Annotated in this window: 13 protein-coding genes and 1 pseudogene; 6 read left to right on the top strand and 8 right to left on the bottom strand. The window is 74.8% G+C overall.

The window, feature by feature from the left end; genetic code table 11:
• Window positions 1-40: 40 nt before the first annotated feature.
• The gene (locus ABD901_RS22920) at window positions 41-1312 is read left to right on the top strand and encodes an alpha/beta fold hydrolase (RefSeq protein WP_345129166.1); all 1272 of its coding nucleotides are present in this window, start codon (window positions 41-43) and stop codon (window positions 1310-1312) included.
• A 44-nt stretch (window positions 1313-1356) separates the two neighbouring features.
• On the opposite strand, the gene ABD901_RS22915 is transcribed toward ABD901_RS22920, so the two are convergent.
• A complete protein-coding gene (locus ABD901_RS22915) occupies window positions 1357-2022 on the bottom strand; it encodes a DNA glycosylase AlkZ-like family protein (RefSeq protein ID WP_425556711.1) in 666 nt (221 codons plus the stop codon).
• A gap of 8 nt (window positions 2023-2030) precedes the next feature.
• Window positions 2031-2378 (bottom strand): annotated as a pseudogene (locus tag ABD901_RS59095) (DNA glycosylase AlkZ-like family protein); the annotation flags it as partial.
• Here ABD901_RS59095 and ABD901_RS22910 point away from each other — a divergent pair.
• Window positions 2331-2762, top strand: a complete 432-nt coding sequence (locus ABD901_RS22910) for a WYL domain-containing protein (RefSeq protein WP_345129165.1) — start codon at window positions 2331-2333, stop codon at window positions 2760-2762. The pseudogene ABD901_RS59095 and the gene ABD901_RS22910 sit on opposite strands and share 48 nt — an antisense overlap.
• Before the next feature lie 146 nt (window positions 2763-2908).
• Here the strand turns inward: ABD901_RS22910 and ABD901_RS22905 are convergent, their stop codons facing one another.
• Both ABD901_RS22905 and cobN read right to left on the bottom strand, forming a co-directional pair.
• On the bottom strand, window positions 2909-4165 hold the full coding sequence (locus ABD901_RS22905; protein WP_345129164.1) for a tetratricopeptide repeat protein: 1257 nt from the start codon (window positions 4163-4165) through the stop codon (window positions 2909-2911).
• 64 nt (window positions 4166-4229) lie between these two features.
• The gene (gene cobN, locus ABD901_RS22900; protein WP_345129163.1) at window positions 4230-7790 is read right to left on the bottom strand and encodes a cobaltochelatase subunit CobN; all 3561 of its coding nucleotides are present in this window, start codon (window positions 7788-7790) and stop codon (window positions 4230-4232) included.
• A 45-nt stretch (window positions 7791-7835) separates the two neighbouring features.
• On the opposite strand from cobN, the gene ABD901_RS22895 reads away from it, so the two are divergent.
• Genes ABD901_RS22895 through ABD901_RS22885 form a run of 3 tightly spaced genes read left to right on the top strand, consistent with a single transcriptional unit; the run spans window position 7836 to window position 11052 of the window.
• On the top strand, window positions 7836-8912 hold the full coding sequence (locus ABD901_RS22895; RefSeq protein WP_345129162.1) for a precorrin-3B synthase: 1077 nt from the start codon (window positions 7836-7838) through the stop codon (window positions 8910-8912).
• Window positions 8909-9541 (top strand): precorrin-8X methylmutase, encoded by a 633-nt coding sequence (locus ABD901_RS22890; protein WP_345129161.1) that lies wholly within the window; start codon window positions 8909-8911, stop codon window positions 9539-9541. The genes ABD901_RS22895 and ABD901_RS22890 overlap by 4 nt, the downstream gene beginning before the upstream one ends.
• Complete coding sequence (locus tag ABD901_RS22885; protein WP_345129160.1) at window positions 9538-11052, top strand: precorrin-2 C(20)-methyltransferase; 1515 nt, start codon at window positions 9538-9540, stop codon at window positions 11050-11052. The genes ABD901_RS22890 and ABD901_RS22885 overlap by 4 nt, the downstream gene beginning before the upstream one ends.
• 7 nt (window positions 11053-11059) lie before the next feature.
• On the opposite strand, the gene ABD901_RS22880 is transcribed toward ABD901_RS22885, so the two are convergent.
• Window positions 11060-11737 (bottom strand): TetR/AcrR family transcriptional regulator, encoded by a 678-nt coding sequence (locus ABD901_RS22880; RefSeq protein ID WP_345129159.1) that lies wholly within the window; start codon window positions 11735-11737, stop codon window positions 11060-11062.
• Window positions 11738-11860: 123 nt separating this feature from the next.
• Between ABD901_RS22880 and ABD901_RS22875 the strand changes: the two genes are divergently transcribed.
• Window positions 11861-12556 (top strand): Crp/Fnr family transcriptional regulator, encoded by a 696-nt coding sequence (locus tag ABD901_RS22875; RefSeq protein WP_345129158.1) that lies wholly within the window; start codon window positions 11861-11863, stop codon window positions 12554-12556.
• Here ABD901_RS22875 and ABD901_RS22870 read toward each other — a convergent pair whose 3' ends face one another.
• The 3 genes from ABD901_RS22870 to ABD901_RS22860 are packed head-to-tail and all read right to left on the bottom strand — an operon-like array spanning window position 12557 to window position 15298.
• On the bottom strand, window positions 12557-13342 hold the full coding sequence (locus ABD901_RS22870; RefSeq protein ID WP_345129157.1) for an ABC transporter ATP-binding protein: 786 nt from the start codon (window positions 13340-13342) through the stop codon (window positions 12557-12559).
• Window positions 13332-14330 carry a FecCD family ABC transporter permease gene (locus tag ABD901_RS22865; protein WP_345129156.1) on the bottom strand — a complete coding sequence of 333 codons (999 nt, stop codon included), beginning with the start codon at window positions 14328-14330 and terminating at the stop codon, window positions 13332-13334. The genes ABD901_RS22870 and ABD901_RS22865 overlap by 11 nt, the downstream gene beginning before the upstream one ends.
• Window positions 14327-15298: a FecCD family ABC transporter permease gene (locus tag ABD901_RS22860; RefSeq protein ID WP_345129155.1), complete on the bottom strand. Its 972-nt coding sequence runs from the start codon at window positions 15296-15298 to the stop codon at window positions 14327-14329. The genes ABD901_RS22865 and ABD901_RS22860 overlap by 4 nt, the downstream gene beginning before the upstream one ends.
• Window positions 15299-15332: the final 34 nt, after the last annotated feature.

Here is a 15332-nt window from a genome sequence, read left to right as displayed (position 1 = left end):
CGCGCGGTCACCCGCCGCAGCGCCGCGTAGCGTCCAGCCCGTGAGCACATTCCGGCATCCGGGCACGGTTCTGACCGATCACGTCATAGAGGTACCGCTGGATCATGACGATCCCGGCGGTGAGACGATCACGCTCTTCGCCCGGGAGGTGGCCGCGACCGACGGCGCCGAGCGGCCCTGGCTGCTGTTCCTGCAGGGCGGGCCGGGCAGTGCCTCGCCCCGGCCGATCGGACGCGACAGCTGGCTGGACCGGGCGCTGCGGGACTACCGGGTGCTCCTGCTCGACCAGCGCGGCACCGGCCGCTCCACCCGGGTCGGCCGGAACAGCGTGCTGCGCCGCGGCGGGCCGCAGGAGCAGGCGCGGTACCTGTCGCACTTCCGCGCCGACAGCATCGTCCGCGACGCCGAACTGCTACGCCGGCGACTGCTCGGCGGCGCGCCGTGGAGCGTGCTCGGGCAGAGTTTCGGCGGCTTCTGCGCGGTCACGTACCTGTCGACCGCCCCGGCCGGCCTGCGCGAGGTGCTGATCACCGGCGGCCTGCCCGGGCTGACCGCCACCGCCGAGGACGTCTACCGGGCCGCCTACCCGCGCGTGGCTGCGAAGAACGCGGCGCACTTCGCGCGGTACCCCGACGACGCGGCCGCCGTCCGCGCCATCGCCACGTACCTGCTCGAGCACGACGTCCGGCTCCCCGACGGCGCCCCACTGAGCGCCGCCTGGTTCCAGACCCTGGGCCTGGCGCTGGGCAGCAGCACCGGCTCGCACGAGCTGCACTACCTCGTCGAGGACGCCTTCGACGCGCCCGGCGCCCTGTCCGACGTCTTCCTCGACCGGGTCCGGCAGCGGCTGAGCCTGCTCGCCACGCCGCTCTACGCGCTGCTGCACGAGGCGATCTACGCCCAGGGCGAGGGCCCCACCGCCTGGGCCGCCCACCGCGTCCGCGCCGAGCACCCGCAGTTCGACGCGACCGCCGACGCCCCGGTCCTCTTCACCGGCGAGATGATCTACCCCTGGCAGTTCGCCGCCGACCCGGGCCTGACTCCGATGCGCGAGGCCGCCGAGCTCCTCGCGGCCCGCGCGGACTGGCCCGCCCTCTACGATCCGGCGAGCCTGGCCGCAAACGAGGTCCCGGTGGTTGCCGCGGTCTATTACGACGACATGTACGTCGACCGTGACCACTCACTGCGCACCGCCTCCGCGATCCGCGGCGCGCGAGCATGGGTCACCAACGAACACGAGCACGACGGCCTGCGGGTCAGCTCGGGCGCCGTCCTCGACCGCCTGATCGCCATGGCCCGCGGCAACGCCTGACGCGTGGGATGCAGCCAAGCACCTGCCGGTGCATGAGGCGGTTCTCAGGCCGGTTCGGTGAAACGGATATCGTGCGCCGCCTTGGGGGCGAGCAGGTCCAGCAGCTCGCTGCCCTCGACGGTCAACGCCTCGCGGTCGGACGTGGACAGTTGTGCGAACGGGTGCACGGTCAGGATCGCAGCGCCCTGTGCTGTGGCGAACGTCCAGGTCGCTGCGGTGAAGCCGTCCAGGAGCACCAGGCGGGGGGCGGGCCCGTGCGGGGCGAAGCGCTGCCGGCGGAGGCCGTCGGTGACCACCCTGAACCGGTCGTGGTGCGACAGCAGCAGGTTGTCGAAGTCGTACAAGTACCGGGCGGGCGCGCAGACCTGCGGGTCGGGTCGGGGGGCGTCGGGTAGGTCGAACAGTTCGGCGCCGTTGTCGTCCCGGAACGTGGCCAGGCGTGGCCTGAGCCGGTCCAGCACCTCCGCCAGCCGGGTGAGACCGCACCAGGTCTGCACGTCGCGCACGGTCGCTGGGCCGAACGCGGCCAGGTATCGCAGGACCAGCTGGTCGATCGGCTGATCGGTGCGCAGCGGCGCGTCGACCCATGACTCGAGCGGCGCGTGGACGGTCTGACCACTGGCTCCCCACACGCCGCGCGGCGGGGTTGTACGACCGGTAGCAGATTGCGCACCGCGTAGGCGAGGCTCGCCGGGCTGCCGTCCGGCCACCGCTGGGCCAGCAGCCGGCCCAGTTCCGCCGGGGTGCGCGGCTGCTCGTCGAGGAGTTCCCGGCCGGCGGCGACGAGCTCTGCGGTGTTCAGTCCGCGCATCGACCGGCCGTGGGTGTGGTTGGTGAACAGGTCGCGGTCCAGGGACGGCTGTACGAGCGGGCGCAGCGCCAGCGCGTCGGCCGCGCTGACGAGGTGGATCGTCGAGCGCATGAGCGCGATCCGTACCGCCCGTCGTTGGGTGAGCAGTGCCCCGATGTCCTCGGGCCGGCAGTCGGCAAGTCGGCTCCACAGCCCTACGTACCAGGTGTGCGGGGTCTGCGCTTGCAGGCCGACGAGGTGTTCGATGGCCTGCAACGCGGTGAGGCCGGCGCGACCTTCCGAGTCGACCGGATACGGCCCCGTACCCCGACCGGCCCCCGCTTCACACCCCGCGACCTGCCCGACGACGACGTCGCCGCGTACGTGTCGCGCAGCGTGTCCGCAGCCGCCTGGCGCTACCGGGCACAGGTCACCGTGCACGCGCCCGCCGACGTCGTCGCCGACCGGATCAGCCCGGCCGTCGGCACGGTCGAACCGATCGACGACCACGCCTGCGTCCTGCACACCGGCGCGGACACGGTCGAGATCCTCGGCGTCTATCTGGGCCTGCTCGGCGAAGACTTAGACGTCACCGGGCCGCCGGAACTCCTCGCGCACCTGCACCGGCTCGCCCACCGGTACCGACGAGCGACCGCCTGACAACCTGTCCCACGAGCCGGTCGATGGACGGCGATCACTGATCGAATACACGCGGGCAAACCCAGCAGGGCGCCCGTACTCTCACCGACGCCAGTCGACACCCAACCACAGTGCGTCGCAGGAGCGGCAAGGAGCGCTGAGCAGGCTCAGAGGAAGCGGGCGCTCGGCACCGGGCCGGGGGACCACAGGCGGTCGCGGCGGCCGATGATGGGCCATCCCGCCGCGAGCCCGACGGCGAAGGCCGCGAGGTCCGCCGGGGTGTCGCCCGGGGCCACCTCGTCCTCGTCGGGCGCGGTCTCCAGGACGGCGGCGGCCAGCGCCTCGGCGGGGCGGTCGTCCGCCGGGACCTGCTCCGGCTCGCCGCCGGGCGGGAAGCGCATGTGCTCGCCCCACGCGGGCACCAGCGACTGGTACAGCAGCCCGGTCGCGTCCGGCGCGACCGGGCCCGGGTCCGTCCACGACGTCGCGTGTTCCACGAGCAGCGCGCCCGGCGCGCGCTCGGCCAGCGTCGGCAGGGGCACGTCGGGGTCGGACAGGTCGTAGGCGGCGATGATGGTGTCGCGGCGGCCGGGGGCGTACGGCTGGGCGGGCAGGCCCAGGGCGGAGGCCAGCGCCAGGCCGAAGATCGAGCTGCCCCGGTCGGGCAGCAGGCTGACGCTCGACGCGGACGGGCCGGCAGCCTCGAGCACGACGCGGAGGCGGTCGATCGTGCGGCGCAAGGCGGCCAGGCTGTCGTGCAGGTACGCGTAGCGGCCGCGCATCGGCTCGTCGAAGCCGTACGGGGAGAGGTGCAGCAGGACGCCGCCGTTGAGGACGTAGTGCCAGGGGCGCAGCGCCTGCTGGTCGAGAGGGCCCGGTACGGTAGCGGCGCGCTCGAGCATGCCGGACAGGCGCTCGCTTGCGTGAACCCAGTCCTGGGGCGCCGGGGCGAGGCGCGCGGCGGCCCGGCGGGCTCGGTCCAGGTCGCCGGACATGACGCTGTAGAAGGCGAGCAGATAGCGGTCCGGCCAATCGTCCAGGCCGGCGTCGTTCGCCTCGAGGACGGCGACGGCATCGCCGTAGCGGTAGGTGTCCTCGTAGGCGGCGGCCAGCTCGGTCACGATCCGGCGGTGGCCCGGAGCCGCCTCGAGGGAGGCCTCCAGCAGGGGGATGGCGATCCGGGAGATGCCGCGCTCGATGCAGGCCCAGCCCAGTTTGTACAGCAGTACGGCGTCGCGGGGATCGGAAACCACCGCATCGGCCGCCTCGGCCAGGTCGTCGAAGCCGGCCAGGCGCCCGGCGCGGGCCAGGAGCGCCGCCAGTTCCGCGGTCGGCGCGTCGGCCGCGGCGGTCAGCAACGTGCGGATCGCGCCGCTCAGGTCGCCGGCGTTGAGTTTTTCGGATGCCTCAACGAGATCACTCATGATCCCCCACGATATCCGGCGTCCGCCGGCATCTGTCCGAGCGGTCCGGAAGGGCGCCGTCGCCTCAGGCGTTGTCCTCCAGGTCGCCCTCGGTCTGCAGGTACACCTCGCGCAACGAGTCCAGTGTGGACTGTTCCGGGTGCTCCCACAGGCCGCGGTCGGCCGCCTCCAGCAGGCGCTCGGTGATGCCGTGCAGCGCCCACGGGTTGGAGTCGGTCAGGAACTTGTGGTTCTCCGGGTCGAAGACGTAGGACTCGGCGAGCTTCTCGTACATCCAGTCGGAGACCACGCCGGCCGTCGCGTCGAAGCCGAACAGGTAGTCGACCGTCGCGGCCAGCTCGAAGGCGCCCTTGTAGCCGTGGCGGCGCATCGCGGCGAGCCACCTCGGGTTCACCACGCGGGCGCGGAAGACGCGGGCCGTCTCCTCGCTCAGGGTGCGGGTGCGCACGGCGTCGGGGTTGGTGCTGTCGCCGACGTACGCGGCGGGGGCGCGGCCGGTCAGGGCGCGGACCGTGGCGACCATGCCGCCGTGGTACTGGAAGTAGTCGTCGGAGTCGGCGATGTCATGCTCGCGGGTGTCGGTGTTCTTCACCGCGACGCTGATCCTGCGGTACGCGCCCTCCATGTCGGCGCGGGCCTCGACGCCGTCGACGCCGCGGCCGTAGGCGTAGCCGCCCCACACGGCGTAGACCTCGGCCAGGTCGCGGTCGTCGCGCCAGTTGCGGCTGTCGATGAGCGGGAGGATGCCGGCGCCGTACGCGCCGGGCTTGGAGCCGAACACCCGCAGGGTCGCGCGGCGCTCGTCGCCGTGCGCGGCGCGGTCGGCCTCGACGTGCGCGCGCACGAAGTTGTCCTCCGGGGGCTCCGGCGCCGAGGCGGCCAGCAGCACGGCGTCGTCGAGCAGGGCGACCACGTGCGGGAAGGCGTCGCGGAAGAAGCCGCTGATGCGCATGGTCACGTCGATGCGCGGGCGGGCGAGCTCCGCCAGGCCGATCAGCTCCAGGCGGGTGACCCGGCGCGACGCCTCGTCCCAGACCGGGCGCACGCCGAGCAGCGCCAGGGCCTCGGCGATGTCGTCGCCGGCGGTGCGCATCGCGCTGGTGCCCCACATGGACAGGCCGACGGAGCGCGGCCAGTCGCCGTGGTCCGCGCGGTACCGCGTGAGCAGCGAGTCGGCCATCGCCTGGCCCGTCTCCCAGGCGAGGCGGCTCGGGACCGCCTTCGGGTCGACGGAGTAGAAGTTGCGGCCGGTCGGCAGCACGTTGATGAGGCCGCGCAGGGGCGAACCGCTGGGGCCGGCCGGGACGTAGCCGCCGTCGAGCGCGTGCAGGACCATCGCGAGCTCGTCCGTGGTCCTCGCCAGCCGCGGGATGATCTCTTCGGCGGCGAAGCGCAGCACACGCACCACCTCGGGATTATCCGACAAATCAGAAATGTCCGAGACATCCCAGCCGCGCGCCTCCATGGCCTCGACCAGCTCGCGGGCCTTCGTCTCCGCCTCGTCCACGGACAGGCGGTCCGAGGAGGACTCGTCGAGGCCGAGGGCCTCGCGAAGGCCGGGCAGGGCGGCGACCTGGCCGCCCCACATCTGGCGGGCGCGCAGCATGGCCAGCACCAGGTCGACGCGGGCCGCGCCGGTCGGCGCCTCGCCGAGGATGTGCAGGCCGTCGCGGATCTGCACGTCCTTGACCTCGCACAGCCAGCCGTCGACGTGCAGCAGGAAGTCGTCGAACTCGGCGTCGTGCGGGCGGTCGGCCAGGCCCAGGTCGTGGTCGAGGCGGGCGGCCTGGATCAGCGTCCAGATCTGGGCCCGGATCGCGGGCAGCTTGGCCGGGTCGAGCGCGGCGATCGTGGCGTGCTCGTCGAGCAGCTGCTCGAGGCGGGCGATGTCGCCGTAGCTGTCGGCGCGGGCCATCGGCGGCACGAGGTGGTCCACCAGCGTGGCGTGTGCCCGGCGCTTGGCCTGCGTGCCCTCGCCCGGGTCGTTGACCAGGAACGGGTAGATCAGCGGCAGGTTGCCCAGGGCCGCGTCGGCGCCGCACGCGGCCGACATGCCGACCGTCTTGCCGGGCAGCCACTCGAGGTTGCCGTGCTTGCCGACGTGTACCACGGCGTGGGCTCCAAAACCGGCTTCGGACGAGTCGGCGAGCCAGCGGTAGGCCGCGAGGTAGTGGTGGCTCGGCGGCAGGTCGGGGTCGTGGTAGATGGCGACCGGGTTCTCGCCGAAGCCGCGGGGCGGCTGGACCATGACCACGACGTTGCCGCGGCGCAGGGCGGCGAGCACGATGTCGCCGTTGTCCGGGTCGACGAACAGCTCGCCGGGCGCGGCGCCCCAGTGCCGCTCCATGCCGGCGCGCAGGTCCTCGGGCAGGGTCGCGAACCAGGCGCCGTACCGCTCGGCGGAGATGCGCACCGGGTTGCCCGACACCTGCTCCTCGGTCAGCCAGTTCACGTCCTGGCCGCCCGCGGCGATGAGCTCGTGCATCAGCGCATCGCCGCCGGCCGGGAAGCCCTCGCCCAGGTCGTACCCCCGCCGCCGCAGCTCGTCGAGCAGCCGCACGACGCTGGCCGGCGTGTCGAGGCCGACGGCGTTGCCGATGCGCGAGTGCTTGGTCGGGTAGGCGCTGAGCATGATCACGATCCGCTTGTCCGCGTTGGCCAGGCCGCGCAGCCGCGCGTGCGCGGCGGCGATCCCGGCGACGCGGCGCGCCCGCTCGGGGTCGGCGACGTAGACGGTCAGGCCGTCCTCGTCGATCTCCTTGAAGGAGAACGGGACCGTGATGATCCGCCCGTCGAACTCCGGGATGGCGACCTGGGTGGCGGTGTCCAGCGGCGAGAGCCCGTCGTCGTTTCCGTCCCACGAGTCGCGGCTGCTGGTCAGGCACAGGCCCTGCAGGATCGGCACGTCCAGCGCGGCCAGGGCGCCGACGTCCCACGCCTCGTCCTCGCCGCCGGCCTGCGCGTCGGCCGGGCGGGTGCCGCCGGCCGCGAGGACCGTCACGACCAGCGCGTCGGCCGTGCGCAGCGTGTCGAGCAGCTCCGCCGGGGCGGTGCGCAGCGACGCGGCGAAGACCGGCAGCGCGCGGGCGCCCTCGGCCTCGACGGCCTCGCACAGCCGCTCGACGAACGCGGTGTTGCCGGCCACGTGGTGCGCGCGGTAGTAGATCACCGCGACCGTCGGGCCGTCGTTCGCGGCGCCCTCGCGCTCCAGCACGCCCCACGCCGGGGTCTCCACCGGCGCGGCGAAGCCGTGTCCGGTCAGCAGGACGGTGTCGGAGAGGAACCGGTGCAGCTCGGCGAGGTTGGCCGGGCCGCCGAAGGCCAGGTAGGCGTGCGCCTGCGCGGCGAGGCCGGCCGGGACCGTGGAGTGGCTCATGAGCTCGGCGTCGGGTGCCTGCTCGCCGCCGAGGATCACCACGGGGCGGCCGGTGGCCAGCAGCGCGTCGAGGCCGTCGGCCCAGTCGCGGTACCCCCCGAGGAACCGCACCACGATCAGCTCCGCGCCGTCGGCGAGCGCCGGCAGGTCCTCCACCGCGGTCCGGGACGGGTTGGCGAGCCGGTAGCCGGCGCCGCTCGCGCGGGCACTGAGCAGGTCGGTGTCGGACGTCGACAGCAGCAGGATCACGCGGGCCAGCCTAGGCGGCGCTCGGACGCAGGTAATATCCGGCCCGTGCAGGCAGCCAGCGGACGCGACGCCCCCGACCGGTGCCCCGGCGCCGTACAGGTGCACGAGGCCGCGGACGGCGGGCTGGCCCGCGTCCGGCTGCCGGGCGGCCGCCTCACCGCCGCCCAGCTGCTGGTGCTGCGCTCGGCCGCGGCCGAGCTGGGCGATCCGGTGCTGGAGCTCACCTCGCGCGGCAACGTGCAGGTCCGGGCGCTGCGGCCGGGCGCTGCGACCGAGCTGGCGGCGCGGCTGGACGACGCCGGGCTGCTGCCATCGGCCACGCACGAACGTGTGCGAAACATCATCGCCAGCCCCCTCGGGGGGCCGGCCACCCGGCGCCTCGTCGAGGAGTTCGACGCGCTGCTGTGCGCGACGCCGGAGCTGGCCGCGCTGCCCGGGCGCTTCCTGGCCACCGTCGACGACGGCCGCGGCGACGTCACCCCGCTGGGCGGCGACGTCGGCCTGCACGGCTCCCGGCTGGTCCTGGCCGGGCGCCCCGCCGGCCGGGACGGCGGCGCGAAGCTGCTGGTCGAGGCCGCCCTGGCGTTCCTGGCCGAGCGCGCCGCGCAGGACTCCCGTGCCTGGCGGCTCAGCGAGCTCGACGACGGCCCCGCGCGGGTCGCCGCCCGGCTCGGCACGCAGGTCACGGCGCCGCCGGTCGAGCGATGCGACCCGCCCGCCGCCGGAGCGCACGGCGCCGCCGCCGTCCTCGTGGTGCCGCTCGGGCTGCTCACGGGCGAGCAGTCGGCGGCCCTGGCGAACGCGGCCGAGGAGATCATCGTCACGCCCTGGCGGACCGTTGTCGTCCCGGCGGCGGCGGTGGACGAAGCTGTGGCGGCCGGGCTCGTCGCCGACCCGACCTCGCCGTGGGCCGGGGTGACGGCGTGCGCCGGGCGACCGGGCTGCGCCAAGGCGCTCGCCGACGTCCGCGCGGACGCCCGGTCCGCCGTGGCGGCCGGCGAGCGCGAACCCGGTGCCCTGCCCGTGCACTGGGCCGGCTGCGAGCGGCGCTGCGGCGCGCCGAGAGGAAGGCACGTGGAGATGGTCGCGACGCCCACGGGGTACCGGAGCGCGGTCGCATGACGGACCACGCCGGCGACTACGTCCGCGACGGCGCCGAGATCTACCGGCGCTCGTTCGCCACGATCCGCGCCGAGGCCGACCTGTCGGCACTGCCCGCCGACGTCGCGCAGGTGACGGTCCGCATGATCCACGCCTGCGGCATGGTCGACCTGCCCGCCGACGTCGGGCACTCCCCCGGCGTCGTCAAGGCCGCCCGGGCCGCGCTGCTCGGCGGCGCGCCGATCCTGTGCGACGCCGAGATGGTCGCCGCCGGGGTGACCCGCGCGCGGCTGCCCCGCGACAACGAGGTGATCTGCACGTTGCGGGATCCGTCGGTACCGCAGCTGGCGCAGCGGCTGGGCAACACCCGCAGCGCCGCCGCGCTGGAGCTGTGGCGGGGCCGCATCGACGGCGCCGTCGTCGCCATCGGCAACGCGCCGACCGCCCTGTTCCGGCTCCTGGAGCTGGTCGCCGAGGGCGCCGGGACGCCGGCCGCGGTGCTCGGCATCCCGGTCGGGTTCATCGGGGCGGCCGAGTCGAAGGCGGCGCTGGCCACATCCGGGCTGGAGTACCTGGTGGTGCACGGCCGCCGGGGCGGCAGCGCGATGACGGCCGCCGCCGTCAACGCGATCGCGGACGAGAAGGAATGACCACAGTGGACAGCGGCAGGCTCTTCGGCGTCGGTCTGGGCCCCGGCGACCCGGAGCTGGTGACGATCAAGGCCGCCCGGCTCGTCGCCGCGGCGCCGGTCGTGGCGTATCACAGCGCGCGGCACGGGCGCTCCATCGCCCGCTCGATCGCCGCGCCGTACCTGCGCGAGGGCCAGGTCGAGGAGGCCCTCGTCTACCCGGTGACGACCGAGGACACCCCCGACTACCGCACCCTCATCGAGGAGCACTACGACGAGTGGGCGCGCCGGCTGGCCGCGCACCTCGACGCCGGGCGGGACGTGGTCGTGCTGTGCGAGGGCGACCCGCTGTTCTACGGCTCCTACATGCACATGCACAAGCGCCTCCATCAGCGGTACGCCACCGAGGTCGTCCCCGGCGTGACGTCCGTGTCCGGCGCGTCCGCCGCGCTCGGCCGCCCGCTCGTGGAGCGCGACGAGGTGCTCACCGTGCTGCCGGGCACCCTGCCGGCCGACGAGCTCGCAGAGCGCCTCGCCGCCACCGACTCGGCCGCGATCCTCAAGCTGGGCCGCACCTTCGGCACCGTCCGCGAGGCCCTCGACCGCGCCGGTCGGCTCGCCGACGCCTGGTACGTCGAGCGCGCCACCACCGCCGCCGAGCGCTGCGCCCCACTGTCCGAGGTCGACCCCGCCACGGTGCCGTACTTCTCCCTGGCACTGCTGCCCTCCCGCGTGCACGAGGAGACCGCGGCGGCGCTCGCGGAGGCCGGGCCGGCGCCCCGGCAGGGCGAGGTCGTGGTCGTCGGCCTGGGCCCGGCCGGGCGCGACTGGCTCACCCCGGAGGCGCAGGCCGCGCTCGCCGCCGCCGACGACCTGGTCGGCTACGCGCCCTACGTGGCCCGGGTGCCGGACAACCCGCGCCAGCGCCGGCACGCCTCCGACAACCGCGTCGAGGCCGAGCGGGCCGAGTTCGCGCTGTCGCTGGCGAAGGAGGGCCGCCGGGTCGCGGTCGTGTCCTCCGGCGACCCGGGCGTCTTCGCGATGGCCGCCGCCGTGCTGGAGGTCGCCGCCGAGCCGCGCTGGAAGGACGTGCCGGTGCGGGTCCTGCCCGGGCTCACCGCCGCGCAGGCCGTGGCGAGCCGGGCCGGCGCGCCGCTGGGCCACGACTTCTGCGTGCTGTCGCTGTCCGACCGGCTCAAGCCGTGGGACGTCATCGCCGGGCGCCTCGAGGCCGCCGCGCGGGCCGACCTGGTGATCGCGGTCTACAACCCGGGCTCGCGCTCGCGCACCTGGCAGGTCGAGGCGGCCAAGGAGCTGCTGCTACGCCACCGCGGCGCCGACACCCCGGTGGTGCTCGGCCGCGACGTCGGCGGCACCGAGGAGTCGGTGCGCGTGGTGCGCCTGGCCGACCTCGAGCCGGCCGAGGTCGACATGCGCACCCTGCTCATCGTCGGCTCGTCGCAGACCCGCGTGCAGGACCGCGGCGGCGCCCGCCCGGTGGTCTGGACGCCGCGCCGCTACCCGGCCGGCTGAGGCGCCCTCAGGGCTGCTGCAGGGCGCGGCGGATCGTCGCCGCCACGTACTCCGGGTCGCGGTGGTCGCGCAGCACCACCACCGTGGAGCCGGCCGCGCCGTCGCCGCCGGAGGGCTCATCCGGGCGGGTGAACAGCGACACCACCTGCGCCATCGCCGCGTCGAGCTCGGCCGCCGGGTCGTCGGCGTCGCGGCGCAGCCACCGCCGCAGCACGTGGTTGTGCGCCGAGACCACGGCCGCGGCCATCAGCTCGGCGCGCAGGGCCGCGCCCGGCGCCGGGCCCATCCAGTCGGCGATGAACTCGCGGAACAGCCGCTGGTAGCGGGCCACGCTCGCGATCTCCCGGTGGCGCAGCGCGGCGACGCGGCTGGTGAGCCGGTAGCGGCGGCGGGCCCGGTCGCCCTCCTCGACGTAGCGCAGGAGCACCAGCCGGACCGCATCCGTGACCGCGACCAGGGCGGTCTCGGCGCTGGAGGTCTTCAGCCGCTCCTGGACGGTGGCGATCAGCCGGTCGTGGTCGGGGAAGATCACGTCTTCCTTCGACCGGTAGTGCCGGAACAGGGTCGTGCGCCCGACCCCCGCCCGGTCGGCGATGTCGTCGGCCGTCGTCTGCTCGAAGCCGCGCTCGTCGAACAGGTCGAACGCCGCGTCGACCAGGCGCTCTCGTACCGGAGTTCCGCTCACCGTGCCATCCTCGCGCATCGTCGGCGGGGCTGTTGCCCGAGCCCTTGGTATCTAGTACCGTCCGAATGGTACGCGGTACCGCAGCCCGCCGTCTGCGCTTCCGGGAGGTCAGAGATGTCACCGATGTACTCATTCGCCGTCCTGCGCACCACGGGGCTGTTCGACGAGACCGACCCGGCCGACGCCGACTCGCTGGTGCAGGAGTTCGAGACGGTCGAGTGCACCCGTCGCACGACGCTGTTCCGCGAGGGCGACGCCGCCGACTACCTCTACGTGCTGCTGTCGGGCAAGGTGAAGCTCAGCCGCCGCTCCCGCGACGGACGCGAGGGGCTGCTCGCCCTGCTCGGGCCGGCGGAGCAGTTCGGCGACGTCGAGCTGCTCGACGGCGGGCCGCGGGTGACGACCGCGACGGTGGTCGCCGAGGCGCGGCTGGCGCGGCTGCACAAGACGGCGCTGTACCGCTGGCTGGCGCAGCACCCGCAGGCCACCGAGCAGCTGCTGCGCGTGGTGGCCCGGCGCATCCGCGACGACCGGGCGACGGTGCACGACCGGCTCTTCACCGACGTGTCGGGCCGGGTCGCCGGCCAGCTGATCCAGCTGGCGCACCAGTTCGGCATCGCCGAGGGCGGGACGACCCGGGTCGTGCACGACCTCACGCAGACGGAGCTCGCCCAGTTCGTGGGCGCGTCGCGCGAGTCGGTGAACAAGGTCCTGGCGCAGTACGCCAGCCGCGGCTGGGTCCGCCTGGAGAACAAGTGCATCGTGATCCTCGACGACGCGCCACTTGCTCGTCGGGCGCAGCACAAGCGGCGCCGGTAGCTACCGCTTCCTGGGGATGACCAGGGCGGTGCCGGTCTCCGGGTCGGGGATGACCCGGCAGGGCAGGCCGAAGACGTCCGCCATCATCGCCTCGGTGACGACCTCGGCCGGCGGGCCCTCCGCAAGGATCCGCCCGTCGCGCATGGCGACCAGGTGCGTGGCGTAGCGGGCCGCGAGGTTGAGGTCGTGCAGCACGGCGACCAGGGTCCGGCCGTGGTCGCGGTGCAGGCCCGCGCACAGCTCGAGGATGTCGATCTGGTGCGCGATGTCGAGGTACGTGGTCGGCTCGTCGAGCAGCAGCAGCGGCGTCTGCTGGGCGAGCACCATGGCGATCCACACGCGCTGGCGCTGCCCGCCGGAGAGTTCGTCCACATAGGACGATGCCAGCCCGGTGACGTCGGTGGCGTCCATCGCCCACGCGACCGCGCGCTCGTCCTCGGCGTTCCAGGCGCGCAGCGGGCCGCGGTGCGGGTACCGGCCGCGGGCGACGAGGTCGGCGACGGTGATGCCCTCGGGCGCGATCGCGGTCTGGGCGAGCAGCCCGAGCGTGCGGGCGACCTCGCGGGCCGGGCGGGTGGCGATGTCGCGCCCGTCGAGCAGGACGGTGCCGGCGCGCGGGCGCAGCACCCGAGCGAGGGCGCGCAGCAGCGTCGACTTGCCGCAGGCGTTGGGGCCGACGATGACGGTGAACGAGCCGTCGGGCACGTCGACGGACAGGCCCTCGGCCACGGTGCGGCCGTCGTAGCCGAGCGTGAGGCCGGCGCCGCGGAGGCGGTCAGAGGGCACGGGTTCTCCTAGCGGTGCGCGCGAGCATCCAGATGAGGTAGCCGCCGCCGAGCAGGCCGGTGACGACGCCGACCGGCAGCTGGTGTCCGGGGAGGGCGCGCTGGCTCACCACGTCGGCGCCGACGAGCAGGGCGGCGCCCATGACCAGCGACGCGAGCAGGTTGGGCCCGGCCTCGCGGGTCAGCCGGCGGGCCAGCTGGGGCGCGGTGAGCGCGACGAACAGCACCGGCCCGGTCGCCGCCGATGCGGCCGCGGCGAGCAGGACCGCGCCCGCGAGCGCGGCCAGCCGCAGCCCGCGCACGGGCACGCCGAGCGCGACGGCCGGCTCGTCGCCGAGCTCCAGCACGCGCAGTGCCCGGCCGCCGGCCAGCACGACGGGCGCGACGAGCGCGAGGGCGCCGCCGGCCACCGCGGCCTGGCCCCAGCCGCGGCCGTCGAGGCTGCCGGTCAGCCACAGCACGGCCCGGGCCGCGTCGACGATGTTGGCCCGCACGAGCAGGTAGCTGTTGACGCCGGTGAGGATGCCGGCGACGCCGATGCCGACCAGGATGAGCCGGTGGCCGTGACCGCCGCCGCGCCACGCGAGGAGGTAGATGGCGGCGCCGGTGGCGACGGCGGCGAGGACCGAGCCGGTCGCGACGGCGGTGGTGCCGCCGCCCGCGGCGACCACAGCGAGCAGACCGCCGGTGGCCGCGCCCTGCGTGAAGCCGAGGACGTCGGGGCTGCCGAGCGGGTTGCGCACCAGCGACTGGAACACGGCGCCGGCCAGGGCGAGCGCGGCGCCGGCGCACAGGCCGGTGACGACCCGCGGCAGGCGCAGCTCGCGCACGATGAACGCGTCGGCGGGGGTGCCGCCGCCGAACAGGGTGCGCACGACGTCGGGGACGCTCATGGGGTAGTCGCCGCTGCCGATCGCCACGAGCGCGACGAGCAGGGCGACGACCGCCAGGACCGCGCACACGCCCGCCGTACGCGCGCGGCCGTTCATGCCCGCCGCCGGCGGACGATGGCCAGGAAGAAGCCGCCGCCGACCACCGCGGTCACCACGCCGACCTGCAGCTCGCCGGGGCGGGCCACCACCCGGCCGAGGACGTCGGAGGCCAGCAGGAGGGCGGGCGCGAGGACCGCGCTGTAGGCCAGCAGCAGCCGCACGTCGGGGCCGGTGATCGGGCGGACGAGGTGCGGCACCATGAGGCCGAGGAAGACGATCGGGCCGCAGGCGGCGGTCGCCGCGCCGCACAGCAGCACGATGGCCACGGCCGCTGCGACCCTGATCCGGCCGGGGTGGGCGCCGAGCGCTCGGGCCGCGTCGTCGCCGAGCGACAGCGCGTTGAGCGGGCGGGCCAGCACCGCGGCGATGATCACGCCGGCGGCGACGAACGGGGCGATGAGCGTCGCGGTGCCGGGGCGGGCCGCGGCGAGGGAGCCGGCCGTCCAGAACCGCATCCGGTCCAGGGACGCCGTGTCCAGCAGCTGCACGGCCGAGACGTAGGCGTAGAGGGCGGCCGTCACCGCGGTACCGCTGAGGGCCAGACCGCCCGGGGATGCGCCGCGACCGCCGGCCACGGCCCAGACCACGACGGACACCAGGGCCGCACCGCCGAAGGCGAACCAGACGTAGCCGCTGAGGTCGGTCACGCCGAGGTAGGCGATGGCGGTGACGACGGCCGCCGATGCGCCCGCGTTGACGCCGAGCAGGCCCGGGTCGGCGAGCGGGTTGCGGGTCAGGGCCTGCATCAGCGCGCCGGCGAGGCCCAGCGCGACGCCGATGAGCAGGCCGAGGACGGTGCGGGGCAGCCGCAGCTGGCGTACGACGGTCGCGCCGGTCGCCGAGGCGTCGGTGAGCCCGTGCCAGACCTCGCCGGGCCCGAGCGCCCGCGCGCCGATGGCGAGGCTGGCGCCCGCGACCGCGACGAGGACGCCGACCGCCACCGCGAGCCGGACGAATGTGCGCAAAAGTACCGCCTTGACACGATCAACTTAAGTAAGG

The sequence above is a fragment of the Dactylosporangium darangshiense genome, from assembly GCF_039537565.1.
Classification (GTDB): domain Bacteria; phylum Actinomycetota; class Actinomycetes; order Mycobacteriales; family Micromonosporaceae; genus Dactylosporangium; species Dactylosporangium darangshiense.
The sequence above is the reverse complement of the archived record's forward strand: the minus strand, read 5'-3'. Positions and strand labels throughout refer to the sequence as shown.

Excerpts from the sequence above, each read along its gene's own strand:
- ABD901_RS22905 (WP_345129164.1), bottom strand. The coding sequence starts at position 4,165 with ATGAGTGATCTCGTTGAGGCATCCGAAAAACTCAACGCCGGCGACCTG.
- ABD901_RS22890 (WP_345129161.1), top strand. The coding sequence starts at position 8,909 with ATGACGGACCACGCCGGCGACTACGTCCGCGACGGCGCCGAGATCTAC.
- ABD901_RS22885 (WP_345129160.1), top strand. The coding sequence starts at position 9,538 with ATGACCACAGTGGACAGCGGCAGGCTCTTCGGCGTCGGTCTGGGCCCC.
- ABD901_RS22875 (WP_345129158.1), top strand. The coding sequence starts at position 11,861 with ATGTACTCATTCGCCGTCCTGCGCACCACGGGGCTGTTCGACGAGACC.
- ABD901_RS22865 (WP_345129156.1), bottom strand. The coding sequence starts at position 14,330 with ATGAACGGCCGCGCGCGTACGGCGGGCGTGTGCGCGGTCCTGGCGGTC.